This window comes from Collinsella sp. AF33-16, assembly GCF_003475325.1.
Classification (GTDB): Bacteria; Actinomycetota; Coriobacteriia; order Coriobacteriales; family Coriobacteriaceae; genus Collinsella.
In genome coordinates this window covers 1-21,577 of the sequence record NZ_QRQC01000027.1, presented here as the reverse complement: position 1 = coordinate 21,577, position 21,577 = coordinate 1, and the positions used below count along the sequence as shown (strand labels likewise).

The following is a 21,577-nucleotide window of genomic DNA, read 5'->3' as shown; positions in this document are numbered from 1 at the left end:
TCGCAATATTCAGCGGTGCTCATGCGGGCAAATACTCACTGCCCTTCAGCCCTGTCATTTGTCTCCGCAAGTTAAAACGAAATTGGGGCCGATTCCAACATAGCTGGAATCGGCCCCAATTTCTATTCAACAACTTTTGCAATCATCGCGAACACGGGTTTCGGACCATTCCGCGACCCCGCAAGTCGTCGCATCGCGCTTGCCAAGGTGCCTCTGTTATTACGCGCCTATTTAAACATGAGTTCGACGATTCCTGCCCAAACAGCCTTTTCATCGATGTCTTCATCTTGGGCAACGGTATTGCTCGCTCCCTCAAGTACGGTGTAAAGAATCTGCACGTACAGCATGACGTCTGTTTCATCGGAAAACGCGCCAATTTCTAGGCCATGGAGAAGGATGTCTTTAAGCGCGTCCATAGTTCGGTTGATCGCCGTTGCCTGACGTTCCTGAACTGCAGGGATTCGATTTGCCTGAATACTGACCTCGGCCAGCACGCGACGGCGCTTTTCATCACTACGATAGCCACCTATAACCGAATTGCCGAGCTCGATAAGCGCCGCCTTGAATCCGTCCCTATCGACTATTAGCGAGTAGTCGCGCTGATAGTCGATAGTCGGAAACATACTATCTAAGAGCGTGGTAAAAATATCCTCTTTAGAGGGAAAGTAGTAGTACACCGATGGCTTGGATATACCGACACGGTCGCAGATTTTTCCAATGGACGCCTTGTCGTAACCGACTTCTGCCACAAGATCATACATTGCGTCCAATATTTTTCCCTTTGTGCTCACGCTTCACTTCTCCATTGCAAATCACTTCCGCATTGCCAACATTATTAAGAATGGCAACGGAACATCAATTCGTGTCCAAACACGACCACTATAAACGGTGAACGGTAGGTATCGACAGGCGAATGGCAATTATACAAAAACACCTACCGAACGGTAGGTATAGTAGTACTATAGCTGGTGTAACCCCGCTATTGTCGCGGCCGGACAGCATTGCGGGAAACCCGACGGAAGGACCAACCATGTACGAGAACTATCGTATGCCGGGCGAGTTTGAGAAGCGCTCCAACGTCTATGTGACATGGCTTCCCGATTACATTCGCGCAGAGGGCTTCGATAATCGCCAGCCCTGCGTTGACGTAATTAAAGCTTTGCTTGAGTATGGCGACGTTACGGTCAACCTCAACTGTGGCACCCCCGGCTCCTACGAGGAAGCCTGCTCGCGCCTTAAAGAAGAAGGGGTGGATCTCGACCGTATCCAGATTACGCAGTTCGAAGACTCCAACTTCTACGTTCGCGACAACGGCCCCAGCATCATGGTCGACGACGAAGGCCATTCCTATATGGTCAACCCCGCTTGGACCTATTATGGCGTGTGGGACAAGAACTCCCCAGAGTGCCAGTCCGCACGCAGGGCAGCTGTTCACATGGCGGTTGCGCTCGGGTGCTTCGATATCGTCAATTCCGAAATGGTTTCGGAGGGCGGCGACCGCGAGTTTGACGGTCACGGCACCCTGATCGCCATCGAGGACACGGAATGCCGCAAGCGCAATCCCGAGTTCTCAAAAGAGGAAGTGGAGGCCGAGTACAAGCGCATCTACAACCTCAACAAGGTTATCTGGCTGCCGCAGCCTATGCTTGAGGACGATGACTATCGACTGGGCATCCTCGACGAGAAGGAAGATGGAACTCCTGTCTTCGGCATGAGCTTCGCCGCCCACATCGATGAGATGTGCCGCTTTATCACCCCGAACAAGATTCTTCTTGCCGAGGTATCCGATGAGGAGGCCGCCTCGAGCAAGGCGGGCGCGGAATCGCGTCGTCGCATCGACGCCGCCTACGAGATTCTACGCGCCGAGACGGACTGGGAGGGCAAGCCCTTCGAAATCGTTCGCATGCCCACTGCCGAGCCGATCGAGGTTGTCATCGCCCCCGGCGACGAGGACTACGAGCTGTATAAGGGCTTCATCGACGAAATGGGCGGCAAGTTCATGGATGGCACCCCTTGGCCCGAAGGCCCCGTTCACTTTTATGCCGCAGCAAGCTACTGCAACTTCCTCATCTGCAACGGCGTCGTTCTTGGCCAGCGTTATTACCACGAAGGCATGAGCGAAGTCGTGAAGGAGAAGGACGAGCAGGCCAAGGCGGTTCTTGAGAGCTGCTTCCCCGATCGCAAGGTCATCATGATCGACTCTCTCGCGCTTAACCTGTCCGGCGGCGGCGTGCACTGCTGGACCAAGGACGTGGCCGCCAGCTGCTAGCAAGTTCTTAAACTTGCGCTGCCTGATTCAAGCGCCACATTTACAGTCCCCGAGGGATATCCGTGTTTCCCTCGGGGGCGCATTCGACACTTACCCATCAAACAATTGAAAGGAAATAGGCATGAACAACAGCCTTCGCGGTCGCGACTACCTCAACATCCACGATCTTTCCTCTGAGGATTTCCGTTACCTCATCGATCTTGCCTGGAACCTCAAGGCCCAGAAAAAGTCCGGTGTCGACCAGCGCTACTTCCCCGGCAAGAACGTTCTCGCCAACTTTGAGTGGGGCTCGACCCGCACTCGTTGCGCCTTTGAGACCTCTTGCAACGACCTGGGCATGGGCTTCACCTATCTGACCAACTCCCACATGGGCGATTGCGAGACCATCGAGGATGCCATGCGCGTCTTCAACGGCATGTATGATCTCATTGTCTATCGTGCACAAAAGGACGAGCAGTTCCTCTATGATGTCGCTGACTTGGTCGATATTCCAGTCATCAATGCCCTCACCCTCGGCGATCACCCGACCCAGATGCTCGCTGACGCTCTCACGATGGAGGAGCAGTGGGGTGGTCTGCGCACGAGCCGTGGCAAGAAGATGGCCTTCGTTGGCAACTGCGCCGGCGCCCCCGTGTGGTATGGCCGTCTGTGCGCGATGCTCGACATGGACTTCCTCGCCATCGGCCCCGACGACCTCCGTCACCAGATGTGCAAGGAAATGATCGAGGAGGTTGAGGCCTGCTACGCCAAGTACGCGCCTAACAGGACCTTCACCATCACCTCTGACCTTGATGCTCTGGACGGTGTCGACGTAATCGTTACCGAGGAGTGGCGCTACATCAACCCCGAGTGCGGCGACGAGGTTCTGGACCCTGACGACTACAACTCTTGGCTTGGCGACGCCGAGTCCCTGTACCCCTATCGCGTCACCAGTGAGCTGTGCAAGCGCACCAACAACCCCGACATCTTCTGCATGCACGAGCTCCCCTCTGTTCACAACGCAAATCACCGCGTTGGCAAGATGTTGCTCGCCCAGTGCAAGAACGACCTGCATCGTGAAATCATCACCGAGGGCTTTGAGATTGCGGACGAGTGCTTTGAGGCCAACGCGTCGGTCATCTTCCGTGAGGCAGAGAACCGTCAGCACACCATTAAGGCCGTTATGTGCGCCCTTCTGGGTCTCTAGGAGCTGTATCAATGGAAAATGCAAAGTTAAAGAGCAGCAAGGTTTACGCATGGGTTCTCGTGATCGCGCTCGGCCTCATGTCTGCCGGTACGACCGGATCCTATAGCGTAATCGCTGGCTCCTTCGTCGCGCCCGTGTGCGAGGAGTTCGGATTTGACTACTCCATCTTCTCGTATTACTTCACTGCAACGCTCATTGGTCTTGCAGCGGCTCTTCCGTTTGTCGGAAAACTCATCCCCAAGGTTGTTGGCAAGTTTTGGCTCCCCGTCGTTGAGCTTATTCTGCTCGCCGCTGGCGCAGGCATGGCCTTCTACACCGAAGTCTGGATGTTCATCGCAGCTGGTGCTTTGATTGGCGTTTGCTTCGCCTTCACTACCGGCGTCGCCATGTCCGATGTTATTGACCAGTGGTTCAAAAAATCTGGCGGCCTGGCAATTGGTCTCGCTTGGGCAGTGAACTCGATTTACATGCTCATCATGAGTCCCGTCATCACCTCTGTCATTGAGGCTGCTGGCTGGAGGACTGGTTATCTGGTGCTCGCTGGCGTCTCCGCCGTGCTCATTCTTCCCGCTTCCATCCTGATTATCCGCTATAAGCCCCAGGACAAGGGCATGCTGCCCTATGGCTATGTCGAAGGCGAGACGGTCGCCGAGACCGAGGAGACGACCGAGGATAGTGCACGTGGCGTTAGCTACGCACGCGCTATTAAGTCGCCTGCATTCTTTTTCTGCATCGGCTTCCTCTGCCTCGTTCAGCTTACTTGCTGCATGAACCAGCTGTTCCCCACCTATGCCGCCGAGGTCGGCTTTAGCCCCATGGTGGGTGGCTTCATGGTTTCCGCCGCATCGCTGTTCGACCTGTTCCTCAACCCGATCGTCGGTACCACTTGCGATAAGTTTGGCAGCACCAAGGCCATTCTGAGCTGGCTCGCCGTCTCGATTCTCTCCTTTGTCATGCTCATGATGAGCAGCGGCAACTCGACGCTCAGCATTCTTGCTGCCGGTGTTAACGACGTCATGTACGTCATCGCCGGCACCGCTCTGACCGTTTTGGTGATGGACGTCTTTGGCTCCCGTGACTTTGGTCGCATCTTCGCGCTCATCTGCTCCGTGGGCTATATCGTCGGCGCCTTTGGCATGCCCGTCATGATGAAGGTATACGAGCTTGTCGGCTCCTTCCAGGGCGTTTTCATCTTCTGTATTGCATGCAACGTCATCATCGGTCTGTTCTTGCTGCTGGCAAAGAAGACTGGTAAGAGCCTCTCTTGGGACGAATAGTTCGATTCGTCTTAGTCATACGCTGTAGGAGTTAATCTGCAGCAGCTTTAGGGCATCGGCTAACGCCGGTGCCCTTTTTCATGGAATGTGACAAAGGGACAGTCCCTTTGTCACATTGGGCGCCTAGCTCGTTTTGCCCACCAACGTGATACGGATGCTTGGATGGGTGTACTCGTCAAATTCATCCTCGGGATCCGTGTCAAACGAATAGTACGTTTTGATGGGGTTGTCACTCGTCCTGATGGAGATTCTCTCGTAGAGCGAACCGTTCAAAAAAGCCTGCCTAAACTCTTCGGGGAGCTTTTGCGGTGCTAGGAGCTCGGGACTCACGGTCTTGACGTCTACGGTTTGGACGACAGAGGAAAGTTCGTCCAAGTCGAGCTCGATGCGGGCGAGGTTGTCCTCAAGGCTCGCGTCGGGGTCGATCTCTGCTATGTAACTCACTTCCTTGAGCGTTCCCTTGTTGTCGAAATCCAGGTACGTATAGGTCTTCTGGGTATCGGAGTCGCCGTCGTGAAGGTAGCCGCGGACGTGATAGCCGTAATCTTGATATCGCTCGTAAGGGTCATCGGCGGACACGTACTCGCATGCGGGTTCTAGCGTCTTGCGGGCGATGGCGATCTGCTCGGCCGCGGCCGCGGCGTTCTGTTGCGTCTCGATGTTTCCCTGCGCCAGCTGCGGGATATAGGCACCGCACACGATTGCGAGGGGCAGTGCCACAAGCGCGACGATCCACTTTTTTGCACGGGGGATAGGCACGCCACAGGCCTCTGCCATGGCCTTTGCGTTGGCAAAGCTTTCGGCAAGCACGTCTGCCGCGGTGGCGACGGCGCCTACGGCAGCGGCGACTTCTGCCGCGCCACCCAGGTTGCGCGCGGTCTCGTTGTCGCTGTTCTTGAGCAGGCGCGCGGCGGCCTGCGTGCCAATAACGCCCGCGATTTGTGCCGAGCGGTCTTTCTCGGACTGCTCGACGGCGAGTCGGCGCTGCATTTCTTTCCACTGCTTGCCGCGCATGCCAAAGCGCGGCGCGAGCGCGCAATAGCAGAAGATGATGAGCTCGATGGCGGTGAGCGCCAGGGCGGCCATCATGCCCGTCTCCTGGAAGCCTTCGTGATGGAAGACGATGTCGTCAATCATTTCGAAGGGAATGATCGATAAGGGCAGCACGAATGCCATGGCAAGCGCCGCGCCGGCAACCTTGGGGCAAATGCAGTATCGCTGGATGCGCTTACGTTCTTGTTCGGAGAGTGTTGCCATAGCTGGTCCTTGGTGTCGTGGCGGTCATTACGGCGCGCGGCGCGCGGGATGTATCAGTCTGAGCTAGCGCTGGATAAGAACATAGAGCAAAATACTCAGCGCGATGAGCAAGATACCCGCGATGTTAAACATCAGCGTGGCAAAGTCGCCCACGATAGGGCGCTCGACATAGCTCTTGTCTGGGCTGCTGGGGTTGTAGTGCACAGTCATTTGGCTGCCGAGGGGCCAAAGCTGCTCTGCGAGAGTATCTAGGCGTGCGATGGGTCCTGTCTGTACGTGCAACCAGCCCTTGGCGTCTTCGTAGGCGGTGGCTTGCGTGCGGATGGGGAGTCCCGACAAGCTTTTGGTCTTTATGCCACGGAATTGTTTTTTCGCGCGGTATTGCGTGCCGTCGACGGCGTATTCCAAAACGGGATACATCCTGCCTTCGCCCATAAAGCGATGGTCGATGACCGTTCCCATGGTCACGGCGGTACAGGCCTTGACTTTCTTGCGAGCGGCGGCTTTCATGAGCGCGCTCACTCCGATAAGCAGGATGCCGATGCCCCCAACCAAGATGAGCGCGAGCAGGGATATCTGCGACGTGGTCACGGCGTTCTCCTTTGGCGCGATACCGTCATATGTGACTCAGTATAGAGAACCCCCGCCCTCGGTGGGCGTATTATGTGACAAAGGGACTGTCCCTTTGTCACATTGATTTGAGAGTGGATGTTGATGAATTTATCGCTGGCCCCCATGGAGGGGATTACCGGGCATGTGTTCCGTCGCGTGCATGCGGAGTGCTTTGGCGCGCTCGATTGTTATTACACGCCGTTTTTGCCGCCGCCGCGGGTGGGCAACCGCTTTGGTGGCAAGGCGTTTAAAGAGGTCGATCCTGCCAATAACCAGGGGCTTAACGTAGTACCTCAGCTGATGTCCAAGAATGCGGACGAGTTTGTGTGGGCGGCGCAGGTGCTCGCCGAGATGGGGTACCGCGAGGTCAATCTCAACCTTGGCTGCCCCTCGGGTACGGTTGTTGCCAAAGGCAAGGGTTCGGGCTTTCTGCGCAACCTGGATGAGCTCGAGGTGTTCTTGAGCGACGTGTGCGAACGCTCACCCTTGCCGGTGTCGGTCAAGACCAGGTTGGGGTTGGAAAGCGATGACGAGTACGAACGCGTGCTCGACCTCTATTGCCGCATGCCGCTGGCAGAGCTGATCGTGCATCCGCGCGTGCAAAAGGACCGTTATACGGGCTCGCCGCGTAAAGAGTTTTACGGCGAGACGTTGGAGCGGGCGCCGTTTCCCGTGGCCTATAACGGCGACATCTTTGATCTTGAGGACATGGATGCGCTGGTGGGGGCCTATCCCGGAACACGCCACGTAATGTTGGGGCGCGGCTTGCTCGCGAACCCCGCGCTGGCTCGCATGGTTAAGGGCGGCCCTGCTGCCACGGCCGCTGAGCTGCAGCGCTTCCACGACATGCTGTTTGCGGCCTATGCGGACGAGATTGGGGGCAACGCGGTCTTTCGCATGAAGGAGTGGTGGTTCTACGCCAAATGCGCCTTCGCCGATCCCGCGACCGTTCACAAGCTCGTTCGCAAGACCAAAAAGGTCGATGAATACCGTGCTGCTGTCGACCGTGTCTTTCGCGAGCCGCAGCTTGCGCCCATCGCCCGCTTTTGTGGCTAAATGATCCCTTGGGGACGGAGAAGAACGGATCGCCTGTGCCGGACCCATGCAAAAAACTGTACGCCAGCATCCAAGGATGTCGAAAAATATCGTTTTTGGATGCTGACGTACATGTTTGGTTCGGCAGGGGACTAGGCAATCATTGCATCGAGTGTAATGAGTTCCCTGAGTCGCTCCGTGCGCGTTTGCCCATGGCGCTTTGCCTTTGCGTCAAATGCTTCAAGAACCGATTCGCCCACACGTGCCGATAAAACAACGCTTGGTTCATCGGAAATCGGCGGCCTTCCCAACTTGACGGTGTGGCCCTTCGGCCACTCATCTTTTTCGTATGCCGCTGCGGCTTTTTCTAGCTCACCGGGAGCAAACCCCATCATCTTTTCGAGCTGCTTGGCGTCCATAGTGCCTCCTATCGATCGATTCCGATTTCCCTGAGCACCTTGCGCGTAGGAGGGACAAGGGCGTGGTAAATGATGTAACCATCGCGATCGGAGCAACATCGAGCAATGAGCTCCATGAGGCGGCTTCTTCCATCAAGTCCAACGAGAACGTAATCGATGCCTCCATTTTCAAGATCACGCCTGAACCATGCAAAAGCGGAGTTCCAGGCGCATATAATATCCGTCTCTGTCAGCCCGTGTTTGAGGGCATGGGGGTGGATTGCGATGAGCTCCATATGGACCTCTCTTTATGTATACAGTTTTGTAGACAAAAATACAAGCAGTTAATTAGGTTAAGCAGTCTGTTTTGGTTGGACTGTTCGTTGCAAAGTTGGCACCGGAGGCTCTAGCGTTTTTCGCTCTTTAGCTCGGTGTATGAGCGTCCGTTGAACTCCCAGAGGGGAGTGTTTTCATAGACTATTGCGAGGAGCTTGGAGACCTTGTTTATCTCCGCTTGTTTGTAAAAATCGGGTCGTACGACGATCAATAAAAATTCGGCATCTTCGGTTGTTTGTTGTGCTGCCGGCATGCCGTTGAGACCAATAGAACGCAAGAGCTTTGCCATGATGAAATCGAACTCGTCCTCTCTTGCGTGAAGGCTTGCGGCACCCAGCTTGGAATCATTCAAGATATACAGTTTGAGATTATTAACAGATTGTGTGTAGCTGGCATATCCACAGACGATGTCCTCATAATCTAGTTTTTCGATTGGATGCTGCTTATGGCCAGTGAATATGGCTGCCCTCCTGCTCTGAACACGTCGCTCGCGTAACGAGCGCATTTCCTGGGTGTACTCGCTATGGCGTTCGTATTTTCGATAGGAATATCCGTAGTCGTCGTAGTAATAAGGGTTATTTTCGACCGTGTCGTCTAGTTCCGGCGCTATGAGGTACAGCTCTCCGTCCTTGGAAAGTATGCAGGGGTTGTCGATACGCCCCGACTCCTCTTTGATTTTCCAAATGGTTTCATTTACTTCGAATATCGAGACTGGTTTGGGAGCGCAAGAATTGTAAAGCTCAACAAACTTCTCAAGCGAGATGATTCCGCAAGCATCTGTATAAGCGCGTGCAAAGCGCCAAACTTCCTGGTTCGCTATGAGCTCGCGGAATTCCCTGTTGCTTGGAGCATCTTGTGGGCTTTGGTATCTGGCGTGAAGCGCGACGCGTGATGAGGACCATCTGTTGTCGGCCGCGACGTTCATGAGCTCCAGACGCAGGTACTCGTTTGTAATGCGAGCGAGTGACTCATAGTGAGTTAGGCCAAGCTCTGATCTAGGTGGCACGTCTTTGGGAACGGCGCGAGCGAACTTAATGCAGCGTGTGAGATAGGATTGTCCTAAGCGGGGACCATAATGCTTGTGTAGATGGCCGCCGACAGGGGAGAGCAATCCTTTGAGGTTGGTAACGGGGTATCCGGCGGTCTCTTGTTCGAGGCGGCGCCCGATGAGCAATGCCCCCTCAAGCGAAGTTTCATGATCGATACCCTTTTGATTAAGGCTCTTGGCTTCAACGATTCCGCTGATATCTGAGCAGGCGCTCGAAACGATGTCGGACGTAAAGGTTGGAATCTTTTTTGCCATAACGATGCACTCCTGTGTGACTCACGGATAACGGAAACGTTTGGTTGTGAGTGCCGTTCTTTGATGGCGACGGCGAACAGGAGCGCAGCCTGTCTGAGATGGGCGAGTGCGGTAACCACCGATCTTACTTACCGAGCTCGCTCCAGCGTGTCATTGGGGACCTCCGCAGGAGCTCTCGACTCGTCTCATGCCTTGAGGCGAGTATAGCATAAAAGCAAACGTATGTTCTATAAATTTGAGAAGCTGAATTCCTACCTACTCATTTAAGTACGTCCCCAATGAGTGCTAGAGGAGGTTTTTCTGTGCCCAGGTGATGATGTCGCTCGACTCGTAGAGCGGTTTGCCGTCAATGAACAGGCAGGGAACCTGGCGTTTTCCGCCGACGGCGATGAGCGTCTGCTCGGCATCGGGGTCAGTCGAGATATTGCGTTCGGGAATGGTCACGCCGTTATCGGCCAAAAAGCGCTTGACCTTTATGCAATACGGGCAGCCGGTCATAACGTACAGCGCGAGCTCGTGATCAGTAGCCATGGGTCTCCAATCGGTTGAGGTTTCGATTGAAATACCCAAAGCCGCTGCAGTCTATGCGTGAGCCGACGACGACTCGATCGTCTGGACTAGAAACGCCGTGGCGCCGGTGCCGCAGGGCTTGTCGTAGTAGTCAACAAAGCGCTGGTCGGCAAGATAGCCGTGGGCGAGGCCCAAGTACGCCTCGTCTTGGGGCTCGCATCCCCAGTTGAGAGCAATCCAGCGACGATGCATCGCGACAAGCTTGCGAGCCTCGCTTCCATCCGGTTCGCCGTCGCTCATGGCAATCGAGAGCTGGCCCAGAATAGCGCGTTCAAGTTCCTTCATGTCGTTCCATGTCTGAGGATCCATATCCAGTAACGTTTCGTTTGCTGCATCGATAGCCTCATCGCCATAGCGCGCCCGCGCTTCGGCGCCGTAGCGCTCCTCGTTTTCTTGCACGGCGCGCCAGCGTTCCAGTTGCGGCAGCACGGCGCCCATGAGCGAGACAGCTTCGTCGAGCGACATACCGGTGTTTTGTGCCAGGCGCGGGGCACAATCCTCGATCATTGCCTCCATCGTAGTGTCGTAGGTGTACTTGCCGTGGTCGTAGCACCACTTGCAGTAATGATCGGTCGCGGTGCCCGCAGCATCGGTGCCGCAGTCGTCGGGTGTGAGTATCATGCCGCAGCTCTGGCAATAGTGCTCGGGCATTTCGAGCAGGTGAGACAGGGGCTCGCCGGTCACGGCGGCGATGAGCTTCATCATGTCGATACCCGGTGTGACCTCGCCGCGTTCCCAACGGCTGACGGCTTGGCGTGTGACGAAGAGCTTGGCGGCGAGCTGCTCTTGGGTAAGGTGATGGGCGCGACGGACAGCAATGAGCTTTTCTGCAAAGGCCATAACGGCTCCTTTCTGCTTTCTGCTGGTTGATGGCTTAAGCATACGCGGCAGTAGGTGCCCTTCCAAGCAACCGTTGGTTGCACGACGGGGACCGCGACGAAGAATTGCGCGCAACGCCCCACACCTCCATGCCGTACAATGACCGGCATGGAACCTATCGCACACATACATACCGACCTGCCGCAGAAGTTCGGCATCCCGCGCAACAGCTTTTTGGCGCCCCATCTGCAGGGACGCATCGTCTTTGAGCCGGAATTTGCCTCCAACGCAGCGGTTGAGGGTCTGGGCTCCTTCTCTCACCTATGGCTGCTGTGGCGCTTCGAAAACGGAACGCCCGGCGGCACGGCTAAGGACATAGCCGCCGATGCCAAAACGCAGGACAGGTCCGGCACCAACGCAAAATGGTCGAAAACCGTGCGCCCGCCGCGTCTGGGTGGAGCCGAGCGTGTGGGCGTGTTTGCCACACGCAGTCCGTTTCGCCCTAATCCCATCGGGCTCACCTGCGTCAAGCTCAGCCGTGTCGAGCTCACCGACGATGGCCCCATCATCCATGTGCTGGGGGCCGATCTGCGCGACGGCACGCCCATCTACGACATTAAGCCCTACATTCCATTTGCCGACTGTCACCCGGATGCGACGGGCGGCTGGATTGAGGACGCGCCGTGGCAAGAGCTCGACATCGAGTTCCCGCAGACGCTGCAGGATATGGTCCCGCCCACAAAGCTCCCCGGCCTGGTCGAGGTCCTGCGCCAAGACCCACGCCGCGCAGGCAGCAAGCACGAGCCGAACCGCGTCTATCATCTGGCCTTCGCCGGGCTCGACATATCTTTTACGGTTGATGAAACCCAGCTAACCGTAGCCGCCGTCAACGACGCGCAAGACTAATCAGCCATTCGTCCGCACCCGTCAAATTAAGAGCCAAACCCCATGCCAAAACCGCCCATGCTGGTGGACAATAACGCCTACCAAAACAATCCGCTTTGCATGGGAGCCCAGGATGAAATACGACTTTACTTCGCTTATCGACCGCCACGGCATGGACTCCATCGCCGTTGATTCTTGGGGTGAGATCCCCGGCATGGCTCCAAACGCACCCGACGAGGGCTTCGATCGCATTCCCATGTGGGTAGCGGACATGAATTTTGCCACGGTGCCCACGGTCCAGGAGTACATCATTCAGCGCGCCCAGCACCCCATGTTTGGCTATTTCGATCCGCGCCCCGAGTACTTCGACCGCATCATCGAATGGCAGAGTCGCCGTAATGGCGTCGAGGGCCTGGCACCTGAGCACATCGGCTACGAAAACGGTGTGCTGGGCGGTGTCGTGTCGACGCTGCGCGCATATGTCCAGCCGGGCGATGCGGTGCTGGTCCACAGTCCCACCTACATCGGCTTTACCAAGTCCATCGAGGCCGCGGGCTATCGCATTGTCCACAGCCCGCTTAAACTCGACGACCAGGGCGTGTGGCGCATGGACTTTGAGGACATGGAGCGCAAGCTCGCCCAAAACCACATCCATGCCGCGGTGTTCTGCTCGCCGCACAACCCCTGCGGCCGCGTATGGGAGCGCGATGAGATCGAGCGCGCCATGGATACCTATCGCCAGCACGATTGCGTGGTGATCTCGGATGAGATTTGGTCCGATATCATCCTGCCGGGGCACAAGCATATCCCGACGCAGTCGGTGAGCGAGGATGCCCGCATACGCACGGTTGCCCTCTACGCGCCCAGCAAGACGTTCAACCTGGCGGGCTTGGTCGGCAGCTGCCACATCATCTATAACGAGACGCTGCGCGACCGCGTGTGCGCCGTGTCCAACAAGACTCACTACAACGAGATGAACGTCCTCTCCATGCATGCGCTTATCGGTGCCTACCAGCAGCAGGGCTACGAGTGGGTCGATGAGCTCAACGAGATCATCGATGCCAACGTTGACTACTTCTGCGATTACGTTGACGAGCATTTTGAGGGCGTGTCCTATTCACGTCCGCAGGGCACCTACATGGTGTTTCTGGACTGTACCAAGTGGTGTCGCGAACATGGCCGCGATATTCAGTGGTTGCTCGACGAGGGGGCGCGCGTGGGCGTGGGGTATCAGGACGGCCGTCCGTTCCACGGGCCCTGTCACATCCGCGTGAATCTGGCACTGCCGCTTTCGCGGGTAAAGGAGGCGTGTGAGCGCCTGGACCGCTACGTTTTTGGGGTATAGGGGGCGCTCGATTCGAGTGCTGCCCCATGTGCCCACGCCGTCAAAATGCGTGGGCACATGGGGCGCAGAGGGTAGCGAGCGCGTTTTCCGCATTCGCTACTTTTCATGAATCTGCTTGCCGCAAAGATGTTCAATCGAAATCTCGTAGAGTTGGACGCCCTTTATGTCTTTGGCGATCTCCTCCTCGACTTCTTCGGCAGAAGGGTAGTACTTAAGCGCGAGCTGACGGACTTTGTCCTCGATAAACGCGGGCGCTTCATCTACCAGGCGACAACGACCAAAGACAACGGCACTCATAACGTAGGGAGCCCAGTCGCCGTCCTTGTACCACTCGTTGCCGTAAACGGTAAAGCAGACCTTATCGTCACGCCTGAGCGAATCGACCTTGTGGCCGGCCTTGGCGCCATGGAAATAAATCTTGTCGTGCTCGGCGTCAAAGAAGTAGTTGACGGGAATGGCATAGGGGTAGCCATCATCGCCGTTGACGGCAAAGACGCCGCGCTTACAGGTGGCGAGCAGTTCGCGCGCTTCCTCGTCGGTGATGGCGCGTTTCTTTCGACGTAAGGGCCTAAACATCGTTGGCTTCCTTTCTACTGCGCATGGTGGTTGAGCACAAACTATAGCGAAACAGCCCCGTTTTTCTTGATACAGGCGAGTATGTTTTTGAGCTTGTTAAAGTCGAGCGGTTTGGGCAGATGGGCGTTCATGCCAGCGTCGTGTGCCGCCTTGGCGTCTTCGGCAAAGGCGTTGGCGGTGAGCGCGATGATGGGGATGTCGGCCGCATCGGCCTTTTCGCTCAGGCGGATCGCGCGGGTTGCCTCGTAGCCGTCCATGCCCGGCATCATGATGTCCATTAGAATCGCATCGAAGCTACCCGCGGGACGGCCAACGTATAGGTCGACCGCTTCGTTGCCGTCGGCGGCGCGAGTTACGACGATGCCCTCGCTTTCGAGCAGAGCCTGGGCAATCTCGGCATTGAGCTCGTTATCTTCTGCCAAAAGAACGTTCATGTCTGCAAGCGAGCAACTGTATGCCTGCTCGTCCGTACGTTCTTTTGCCTGAGGGTTCTTGTCGATCTCGAGCGGAATCTGGACGTTAAACGTACTTCCCACGCCAACCTCACTCGAAATCTCAATCGTGCCGCCCATCATATCGATGAGCGATTTGACGATAGACATGCCAATGCCGGTTCCTTGGAACTTGCTACGCGCATCGTCGCCTTCCTGGGCAAACGGCTCGTAAATGTGCGTCAAAAACTCGGGCGTCATACCAGTGCCGGTATCCGAGACGCTAAAGCAAAACACGGCGTGCTCGTCGTCGACCGGTTTGATGGTCGATGAGAACGTGACGGTGCCTCCGTGCTTGTTGTACTTGATGCTGTTGTCGAGCAGGTTGACAAGGATCTGCCGAATATGGGTGGGGCTGCCGATCATATATTGGTCGACAGCGTAGGGCTCGCTGGTGTCGAGCATGGTTATGCCGCGGTCCGATGCGCGGAGCTTGCACAGTACGAGCGCATTGTCGCACAGCTCTTTAAGGTTGAATGATTCGTGCTCGAGCGTCACTTTGCACTCCTCGATCCTGCCCATCTCGAGGATGTCGTTAATCAGTGACAGCAGGTGATTGGCGGCAACGCGCGCCTTGGCGCGGCTTTCGCGGGCGACCTGCATGTCGCCTTCTCTCAATTCCTCAATTTCGATAAGGCCTAGGATGCCGTTGAGCGGCGTGCGGATGTCGTGGCTCATGCGCGTGAGGAAAGCGGTTTTGGCGGCGTTGGCGGCATCGGCTTTCTGCCGTTCCTCCTGTGCGCGGTAAAGCGACCAGACAAGGATGACGATGCCGGTGAGCAAAATGCAAATGACGACTGCCGCAATGACGATGCGGTTGCGGTAGAGAAGTCGGAACGCATCCGATTCTTGCGCCGAGTACGATGTGGGGAAATAGCTGTTTGCAGAGAGCGATTCACCTGCATTGACGATGCCCTTATTGATGATTCCCAGCAGCTCGGGCTTGCCGCGCGAAATTAAACACGATAGTTGTGCCGTGTTGGTGAGTTCCTGTGTTTCGAAATCCTCGATGTCGTAGATGTCGCGGAGAGTTTCCAGGCGCGTGCTGGGGACAATGATGCAACGTGCCTTCCCCTCATCGAGGGCTTTGAGCACCTCGCCGTCATTCGAATACTCGGTTACCGTTGCGTTCGGAAAGAGACTTTCGAGCTCAAAACGGTTAACGATTGTGCTCTTTGTACAAGCGATGTTCTTAAGGTCGCTGTTCAGGTTTTTGCCACTGTGAATGGCGGTCAGCGAAACCGTTCCCATCGAGTTTGACTGGATGACCCCTGTCTGCTCGGCGAGCCAGTAGTCGCGAAACAACGGCAGGGCGACATCGATGGTCCCGTTGGAAAGGGCTTTGATCATTTGCCTGTTGTTCGAGAGTGCGATTGTTTTGACCGTAATACCAAACTTGTCGTGCAACGTCGTTGCAAGCGAGGCGAGCGATCCTTCCATCTCGCCGTCGTCATTTTGCGTGCAGTAGGGAAGTTGGTTTTTAAGATAGCCGAGCGTGATGGTATTGCCGTTTGCTTTGAGCCAGGTGGTCTCGGGGCCGGTGAGCGATGACGAGCCACTGTTTTGGGTCGAGTAACTCGATTTGACTTCCTCGTTATAGCGCGGGTTATCGCGGGCGATGGTCGTCATGGCGGCGTTGATGTCGTTCATCAGATCGGGGCGGCTTTTGGGAACGGCAAAATAGTAGTCGCTCGAGCCTACGTAGAACATGGGTGACGCATCGGGCGACGAAATGGTATCGTTCATGATGACGGCGTCGACCTCGCCGTCTGCAAGCGCCTCAAAGAGGGCACTGCCGGTGTCGATTTCTTTATAGGTGCAGGTGACGCCTTCGTCGGCGAGCCACTGCTGGCCGACGATAGTTTGCATAACGCCAGAGTTGCAGCCGATGGTGAGGCCTTGGAGCGCCTGGGGGTCACCCTTGGCCAGATCGTCGCGGTCGGGCCTGGCGTAGATGTAGTAGCGCTCGGTGCCCTCGGGGTTCGAGGAAAAGAGCAGCTTCTGCTCGCGCTCTGCCGAATACGAGATGTTGGGCATGAGGTCGATTTCGCCTGCTTCGAGCATGTCCATAAGCTCGGAGAAGGTGCCGCTAACGTATTCGTATTGCCAGCCCTTTGTGTAATACGAGAGGGTCTGGAGGTACTCGTAGCCCCACCCCGAGAGTCGCTCGCCCGGCATGTCTTCCTGGAAGCCTTTGTTGTTGACGAGCCAGCCAACGCGGACCGTCTTGACCTGCTGGTCGGAGTCGGCGGCAAAGGCGGGAGCGAGCATGACGGCGCTCAGTATGGCGAGCGCGGCAAGCGCGACGGCCAGGGTGCGATATAGAGCCAAGCGAAAGACAACGGAAGGTTTCACATGAAATCCTATCGAGTTGAGACAGTTTCGCATAAGGATACCAGCTCAGCCTGCCCATTCGGCCGCCGCACCGCTAAACGGTCACTCCCGGCAGTTGGGGACGTTCCCTTTCTGCCGGCAGAAAGGGAACGTCCCCAACTGCCGGGTGTGGGACAATAACGAGCGAATGTGATTGGGCGTCTGGAAAAGGGGTCGCGATGAACAAGTTGAGGACGCTTGCCGACGTGTTGCGCCAGGCTGGCTTTGCACGCATCACGGGCCTGTTTCTCGTCTTCTATCTGCTGTGCTCGACGGTCGTCTGGCTGTCCGAGCCCACGACCCTTACGTTTGGCGACGGCCTCTGGTTTAGCTTTGAGACCGTATCGACCATCGGCTTTGGCGATATCCCGGCCGAGACGCCGGTTGCCCGCGCTATCACTGTCGTTTTGAGCGTCATCAGCATCTTCTACATCGCCATGCTCACGGGCGTGGCGGTGAACTACTGCAATACGCTCATCAAGATGCGCCAAAAGGACACCATGGCGCGCTTTATGGACGATCTTGAGCATTTGGAAGAGCTCGATCGTGACGAGCTTGCCGACCTATCGCGCCGTGTGCGCGAATATCGCCGACGCCAACGCTAGAACGGGCGCCGCGCGTCACGATGAGGGGGACTAAATATGAATATCACGGTATACCTGGGCGCCAGCGTTGGTAACGACCCAGCATTTTTGCCTGCGGTGCAAGAGCTGGGCAACTGGATTGGCTCCAACGGGCACGCGCTGGTATACGGCGGGTCCAAATCGGGCCTGATGGGTGCGCTCGCCGATAGCGTACTCGATGCCGGTGGACACGTGACGGGCGTGGAGCCGAGCTTTTTTATCGAGGCCGAGTTTCAGCACGATGGCATCGACGACCTCATCGTGACGAGCGACATGGCCGAGCGCAAGGCCAAGATGATTGAGCTCGGTGACGCGTTCATCGCCTTTCCCGGTGGGACGGGTACGCTCGAGGAGATTGCCGAGGTCATGTCGGCCGTGTCGCTGGGGCATCTGAGTGCGCCGTGCATCCTGTATAACCTGGACGGTTACTACAACGACCTCAAGGCGCTGCTCGGACACATGATTGATAAGGGCTTATCGAGCCCGCAGCGCCAGCACGGCATCTACTTTGCCGACGATTTGCGCGAGATTGCCTCGATTATTACCGGATAAGTCTTGAGCCTGCCCCACTATGACTCCCAATGGTGCCGTTTGCGGCGCAGATGGTTGGCTCGTTCGGGCAACGCTCGCTCTACAATAAAACGTATCTTTGTCGATTTTGACCACGGGAGGTCCCGATGGATAACCTTGCAAAACCCAAAAACCGTGCGCTGTTTTTAGTGAGCGTGGCCGTGACCGGTGCGTTTGCGGGCGCCGCGGTCTGGCTGTTTTTCTTTGCGATGGAGCACGGTATCGACTATCTATGGACCGAGATCCCTCATATGCTGGGCGTCGCTTCGCCCGAGCTCGCGAGCGGTCCGTTCGGTTTTTTGCCGTACCCGTTTTTCGTCTGCCTGCTGGGCGGCCTGCTGATCGGTCTGTACGAAAAGATGACGGGCACCAAGACCGATGACCTCAACCAGGTGATGGCCAAGGTTAAGCAAGACGGTCGCTACCCGTACGACAACCTCGGCAAGCTTTCGCTTGCGGCATTGCTGCCGCTGCTGTTTGGCGGAAGCATTGGACCGGAGGCCGGCCTGACCGGCGTTATCGCGGGTCTGTGCAGCTGGGTCGGCGACCGCATGCGTCGCTTTGGCGCCGAGTTTAGGGAGCTTACGCTGCTGGGTACCCAGGCTGCCCTGACGGCGCTCTTTACCGCGCCCATCTTTGGCTTTGTGGCGCCGCTCGCCGGTAGCGCCGATGGTCGGGGCGCTGGCGAGGGCTCCGCGTCCGACGAGATCACCATCAAGCTGCCCAAGGCGCAAAAGACCGTGGTCTACGGCATCGCGATTGCCGGCGGCCTGGGCACCTATCTGCTGCTCGGCCAGCTTATGGGTGGCGGCATGGGCATGCCGAGGTTCGAGGCTGCCGAGGTGGGCAACCTGGAACTTGTCTGGCTCATTCCGCTGGCGTTGGTCGGCACCGTATGCGGTTGGCTGTACTTTGTCTCCGAGCATGCAAGTGAGGCGCTGTCCCATGCAATAGGGGAGCGCCCGGTCGTCAAGGCCATGCTGGCCGGCCTGGCGCTCGCCATCTGTGGCACGGTCCTGCCCTACACCATGTTTGCCGGCGAGACCCAGGCCGATGTGCTCATGGAAACCTATCTGACCATTCCCGCTGGCGTGCTTATCGCGACCGGTCTTGTTAAGGCCATGCTGACGCCCGCCCTCATCAACCTTGGTTGGCGCGGCGGCCACTTCTTCCCGGTTATCTTCTCGGGTGTGAGCCTGGGCTATGGCCTTGCCATCCTCACCGGCGCAGATCCGGTCTTTTGCGTCGCCGTCTGCACCGCCTCGACGATGGGCGCCGTCATGCGTCAGCCCGTCATGGTCGTGGGCCTGCTGCTCATGTGCTTCCCGCTCAAGGGCATCGTCTGCATGATCATCGCCGCTGTTATCGCCGCCGGCATTCCGCTTCCCAAGCCGCTGCGCAAGTAGTACGGTGGCGCACGCCGGGGACATGCCGTTTGCCATGGATTTGCGGATGGGCGATTGCGACCGATTGCGGCCCGCGTGGGTCGAGATTTGCTTGCCTACAGGTCGCGTGCCCGATAGACCTTGGTGCTGACGGTGCAGCTGATTGCACATAGCGTGAGGGCCAGTACGGCAATTCCTGCGCACAGGCAGCCGAGGACGGCGGGATCGGGGTTTGCCCCGGCAATCGACATGAGCCAGTTGCTGATGGGGTTGGAGGAGCTCAGCGCTGTCATGGCAAGGCACCCGAGCAGGGCAAACAGGCCGACGGAAAGGCGCAGCGCCTCCATGTGTCCAAATCGAAAGAACAGCGGCTGTGCCAAAAACACCATCATGAGGGAGATGAGCATCGATGCGGCGGAGGCTATTGTGGTCTCAAAGACGGTCTGTCCCGTCGAGGGAATACCCGCGCTGTTGAAGAGCGGGATGGAGACGATGCTCAAAAGCGCGGCGGCGCACGCCATGACGGCCGAGAAGACAATGATGCTCAGGTAGCGTGCACAGATGATGTCTTTGCGCGAGATGGGCAGCGTTGCCCGATAGCGCTCCCATCCGTTTTGATTGTCGTAGCCGGCCAGCGAGTTCATGACCACGATGGGCGACATGGCGCTGACCGCGCAGGCGCCGGCACTCATGCCAGAGTCACCGTCCGATGCGTTGGCGAGGGTCAGTACGACGAAGATGAACAGGCCGACGCCCGCGATGCTCGGGACAAGCGTGCGGACGATGGCGAGCTCAGACATAAAGGCGCGTTTCATTTCGAAGCCCCTTTCAGCGTGAGGCGAAGATAGTCATCAATGGTTGCCCGGTCGCAGGGAATCTCGGGGAAGGCCTCGAGCACATCGCGACGGTTGGGCACGAGCACGTCCACGCTATAGGCGTGGTGGGCGGCACGGGCGCCTTCGACGCAAGCCATAAGCTCTGCGGCCTGTGCTTGGGTGCAGTGGGCGATGCCGGCTCGGTCGGTAATGTCCTCGCGCGGCAGGTCAAACACAATCGAACCGTTATCGATGCAGATGACGCGGTCGGCGGCGCGATCGAGGTCGGACGTAATGTGGCTCGAGAGCAGCACGCTGTGCTGGCCGTCGGCGACAAAGGCAAGCAACTCGTCGAGCAGTTCCTCGCGCGCCATGGGATCGAGGCCCGCGGTGGCTTCGTCCAAAACGAGCAGCTTGGCATTGTGGCTGAGCGCACAGGCGAGCTGCAGCTTCATGCCCATGCCGCGGGAGAGGTCCTTGACCTTCGTCTTGGGGTCGAGGCCAAATCGGTCGATGAATCCGGCGAACGTTTCGCAGCTCCACGTGGGGTACGCCGGGCCTACGAGCCTCTCGACCTGGCCCACCTTGAGCGTGGAGGGGAAGAGGCATGTGTCCAGGACAAGGCCGACGCGGGAGCGCAGGTGGCGCTGTGCCTCGTCGGGCGCGTTGGCGTCGCAGCGCTGTCCAAGCAGATGCGCCTCGCCGGCATCGAGCTTTATAAGCCCGAGCGCGGCGCGAATGGTCGTCGTCTTGCCGGCGCCATTTGCGCCCACAAAGCCAACGATCTGGCCGGGCTCCACGGCAAGTGTGACGTCTCGCAGTGAAAAACGGTCGCTCACACGGCGTGAGATGCCTTTGAGTTCTAGAAGGTTTTGCATGGTATAGCCTTTCTTGCAGATGGCTACTGCATGGTTTCGGGGGCTATCAGGTCGAGCATCTCGTGCAGCTTGTCGCGCGTAACGCCCAGGGCTTCGGCTTGGCTCGCCGCTTTCGCAAGCAGTTCTTCGATATGGCAGAGCTGGTTTTCGCGCAAGAGCTCCTGGTTGCCCTCGGCGACAAAACAGCCCTTGCCCTACACGGTGCAGATAAACCCGAGCTGCTCCAGGTCGGCGTAGGCGCGCTTGGTGGTGATGACGCTCACGCCAAGATCGCTCGCGAGCGCGCGGATGCTGGGGAGTTTGGCTCCCGCAGTGAGTGTGCCCGAAAGGATCTGAGCTTTGACCTGTGAGGATATCTGTTCGTAGATAGGCTTATCGCTCGAATTGGATAGGATGATGTCCACAGCGGCTCCTTAGCTGTTGGGCTACACGTGTATATAACCGGGTAGCACAATATATATACACTATGCACTATATATACACTATGCACAGTTACGCAAGAGACAAATTCGGATTGGGCCGGCTACCCAGGCCCCCTTGATTCTCATTTTCATTGCAACAGCCTCAGGACTCA

At 57.3% G+C, this 21,577-nt stretch carries 21 protein-coding genes and 1 pseudogene; 9 read left to right on the top strand and 13 right to left on the bottom strand.

Annotated features, from left to right (window positions below; all coding sequences use genetic code 11):
* Positions 1–227: 227 nt before the first annotated feature.
* Positions 228–791 (bottom strand): TetR/AcrR family transcriptional regulator, encoded by a 564-nt coding sequence (locus DWZ52_RS08970; RefSeq protein ID WP_117563584.1) that lies wholly within the window; start codon positions 789–791, stop codon positions 228–230.
* Between the two features lie 239 nt (positions 792–1,030).
* Between DWZ52_RS08970 and DWZ52_RS08965 the strand changes: the two genes are divergently transcribed.
* From DWZ52_RS08965 to DWZ52_RS08955, 3 genes are all read left to right on the top strand, one after another.
* Positions 1,031–2,269, top strand: coding sequence for an agmatine/peptidylarginine deiminase (locus DWZ52_RS08965; protein ID WP_117778961.1), 1,239 nt, complete (start codon positions 1,031–1,033; stop codon positions 2,267–2,269).
* A gap of 121 nt (positions 2,270–2,390) precedes the next feature.
* On the top strand, positions 2,391–3,455 hold the full coding sequence (locus DWZ52_RS08960; RefSeq protein ID WP_118385379.1) for an ornithine carbamoyltransferase: 1,065 nt from the start codon (positions 2,391–2,393) through the stop codon (positions 3,453–3,455).
* 11 nt (positions 3,456–3,466) lie between these two features.
* The gene (locus DWZ52_RS08955; RefSeq protein WP_117635842.1) at positions 3,467–4,732 is read left to right on the top strand and encodes an MFS transporter; all 1,266 of its coding nucleotides are present in this window, start codon (positions 3,467–3,469) and stop codon (positions 4,730–4,732) included.
* A 123-nt stretch (positions 4,733–4,855) separates the two neighbouring features.
* Here DWZ52_RS08955 and DWZ52_RS08950 read toward each other — a convergent pair whose 3' ends face one another.
* Both DWZ52_RS08950 and DWZ52_RS08945 read right to left on the bottom strand, forming a co-directional pair.
* Complete coding sequence (locus DWZ52_RS08950; RefSeq protein ID WP_118385378.1) at positions 4,856–5,989, bottom strand: hypothetical protein; 1,134 nt, start codon at positions 5,987–5,989, stop codon at positions 4,856–4,858.
* 63 nt (positions 5,990–6,052) lie between these two features.
* Positions 6,053–6,580: a DUF3592 domain-containing protein gene (locus tag DWZ52_RS08945; RefSeq protein ID WP_118385377.1), complete on the bottom strand. Its 528-nt coding sequence runs from the start codon at positions 6,578–6,580 to the stop codon at positions 6,053–6,055.
* A 123-nt stretch (positions 6,581–6,703) separates the two neighbouring features.
* Between DWZ52_RS08945 and DWZ52_RS08940 the strand changes: the two genes are divergently transcribed.
* Complete coding sequence (locus tag DWZ52_RS08940) at positions 6,704–7,657, top strand: tRNA-dihydrouridine synthase (RefSeq protein WP_118385376.1); 954 nt, start codon at positions 6,704–6,706, stop codon at positions 7,655–7,657.
* A 131-nt stretch (positions 7,658–7,788) separates the two neighbouring features.
* Here DWZ52_RS08940 and DWZ52_RS08935 read toward each other — a convergent pair whose 3' ends face one another.
* The 5 genes from DWZ52_RS08935 to DWZ52_RS09960 form a co-directional block, all read right to left on the bottom strand.
* The gene (locus DWZ52_RS08935; protein WP_055252530.1) at positions 7,789–8,055 is read right to left on the bottom strand and encodes a ribbon-helix-helix protein, CopG family; all 267 of its coding nucleotides are present in this window, start codon (positions 8,053–8,055) and stop codon (positions 7,789–7,791) included.
* A gap of 8 nt (positions 8,056–8,063) precedes the next feature.
* The gene (locus DWZ52_RS08930) at positions 8,064–8,330 is read right to left on the bottom strand and encodes a hypothetical protein (protein WP_118385375.1); all 267 of its coding nucleotides are present in this window, start codon (positions 8,328–8,330) and stop codon (positions 8,064–8,066) included.
* A gap of 110 nt (positions 8,331–8,440) precedes the next feature.
* Positions 8,441–9,673, bottom strand: a complete 1,233-nt coding sequence (locus DWZ52_RS08925) for a hypothetical protein (protein WP_118385374.1) — start codon at positions 9,671–9,673, stop codon at positions 8,441–8,443.
* A 285-nt stretch (positions 9,674–9,958) separates the two neighbouring features.
* The gene (locus DWZ52_RS08920; protein ID WP_118385373.1) at positions 9,959–10,204 is read right to left on the bottom strand and encodes a glutaredoxin; all 246 of its coding nucleotides are present in this window, start codon (positions 10,202–10,204) and stop codon (positions 9,959–9,961) included.
* Positions 10,205–10,255: 51 nt separating this feature from the next.
* Entirely contained in the window at positions 10,256–11,083 is an 828-nt protein-coding gene (locus tag DWZ52_RS09960; protein ID WP_158572437.1) for a TipAS antibiotic-recognition domain-containing protein, read from the bottom strand.
* Positions 11,084–11,230: 147 nt separating this feature from the next.
* On the opposite strand from DWZ52_RS09960, the gene DWZ52_RS08910 reads away from it, so the two are divergent.
* Together DWZ52_RS08910 and DWZ52_RS08905 are read left to right on the top strand one after the other, a co-directional pair.
* The gene (locus tag DWZ52_RS08910) at positions 11,231–11,968 is read left to right on the top strand and encodes a tRNA (N6-threonylcarbamoyladenosine(37)-N6)-methyltransferase TrmO (RefSeq protein ID WP_233547300.1); all 738 of its coding nucleotides are present in this window, start codon (positions 11,231–11,233) and stop codon (positions 11,966–11,968) included.
* Positions 11,969–12,080: 112 nt separating this feature from the next.
* Positions 12,081–13,292: a MalY/PatB family protein gene (locus DWZ52_RS08905; RefSeq protein ID WP_118385371.1), complete on the top strand. Its 1,212-nt coding sequence runs from the start codon at positions 12,081–12,083 to the stop codon at positions 13,290–13,292.
* Between the two features lie 96 nt (positions 13,293–13,388).
* Here DWZ52_RS08905 and DWZ52_RS08900 read toward each other — a convergent pair whose 3' ends face one another.
* Positions 13,389–13,868 (bottom strand): pyridoxamine 5'-phosphate oxidase family protein, encoded by a 480-nt coding sequence (locus DWZ52_RS08900; RefSeq protein ID WP_118385370.1) that lies wholly within the window; start codon positions 13,866–13,868, stop codon positions 13,389–13,391.
* A gap of 41 nt (positions 13,869–13,909) precedes the next feature.
* Positions 13,910–16,714, bottom strand: a complete 2,805-nt coding sequence (locus DWZ52_RS08895; protein WP_158572436.1) for a transporter substrate-binding domain-containing protein — start codon at positions 16,712–16,714, stop codon at positions 13,910–13,912.
* Between the two features lie 197 nt (positions 16,715–16,911).
* Between DWZ52_RS08895 and DWZ52_RS08890 the strand changes: the two genes are divergently transcribed.
* From DWZ52_RS08890 to DWZ52_RS08880, 3 genes are all read left to right on the top strand, one after another.
* On the top strand, positions 16,912–17,337 hold the full coding sequence (locus DWZ52_RS08890) for a potassium channel family protein (protein ID WP_118385368.1): 426 nt from the start codon (positions 16,912–16,914) through the stop codon (positions 17,335–17,337).
* 36 nt (positions 17,338–17,373) lie between these two features.
* Positions 17,374–17,907, top strand: coding sequence for a TIGR00730 family Rossman fold protein (locus DWZ52_RS08885; protein ID WP_118385367.1), 534 nt, complete (start codon positions 17,374–17,376; stop codon positions 17,905–17,907).
* Between the two features lie 125 nt (positions 17,908–18,032).
* On the top strand, positions 18,033–19,331 hold the full coding sequence (locus DWZ52_RS08880) for a chloride channel protein (protein ID WP_118385366.1): 1,299 nt from the start codon (positions 18,033–18,035) through the stop codon (positions 19,329–19,331).
* A 95-nt stretch (positions 19,332–19,426) separates the two neighbouring features.
* On the opposite strand, the gene DWZ52_RS08875 is transcribed toward DWZ52_RS08880, so the two are convergent.
* The 3 genes and pseudogenes from DWZ52_RS08875 to DWZ52_RS08865 form a co-directional block, all read right to left on the bottom strand.
* A complete protein-coding gene (locus DWZ52_RS08875) occupies positions 19,427–20,125 on the bottom strand; it encodes an ABC-2 transporter permease (RefSeq protein WP_118385365.1) in 699 nt (232 codons plus the stop codon).
* Positions 20,122–21,003, bottom strand: coding sequence for an ABC transporter ATP-binding protein (locus DWZ52_RS08870; protein ID WP_118385364.1), 882 nt, complete (start codon positions 21,001–21,003; stop codon positions 20,122–20,124). Before DWZ52_RS08870 ends, DWZ52_RS08875 begins: the two co-directional genes overlap by 4 nt.
* A gap of 23 nt (positions 21,004–21,026) precedes the next feature.
* A pseudogene (locus DWZ52_RS08865) lies at positions 21,027–21,407 on the bottom strand (GntR family transcriptional regulator).
* Positions 21,408–21,577: the final 170 nt, after the last annotated feature.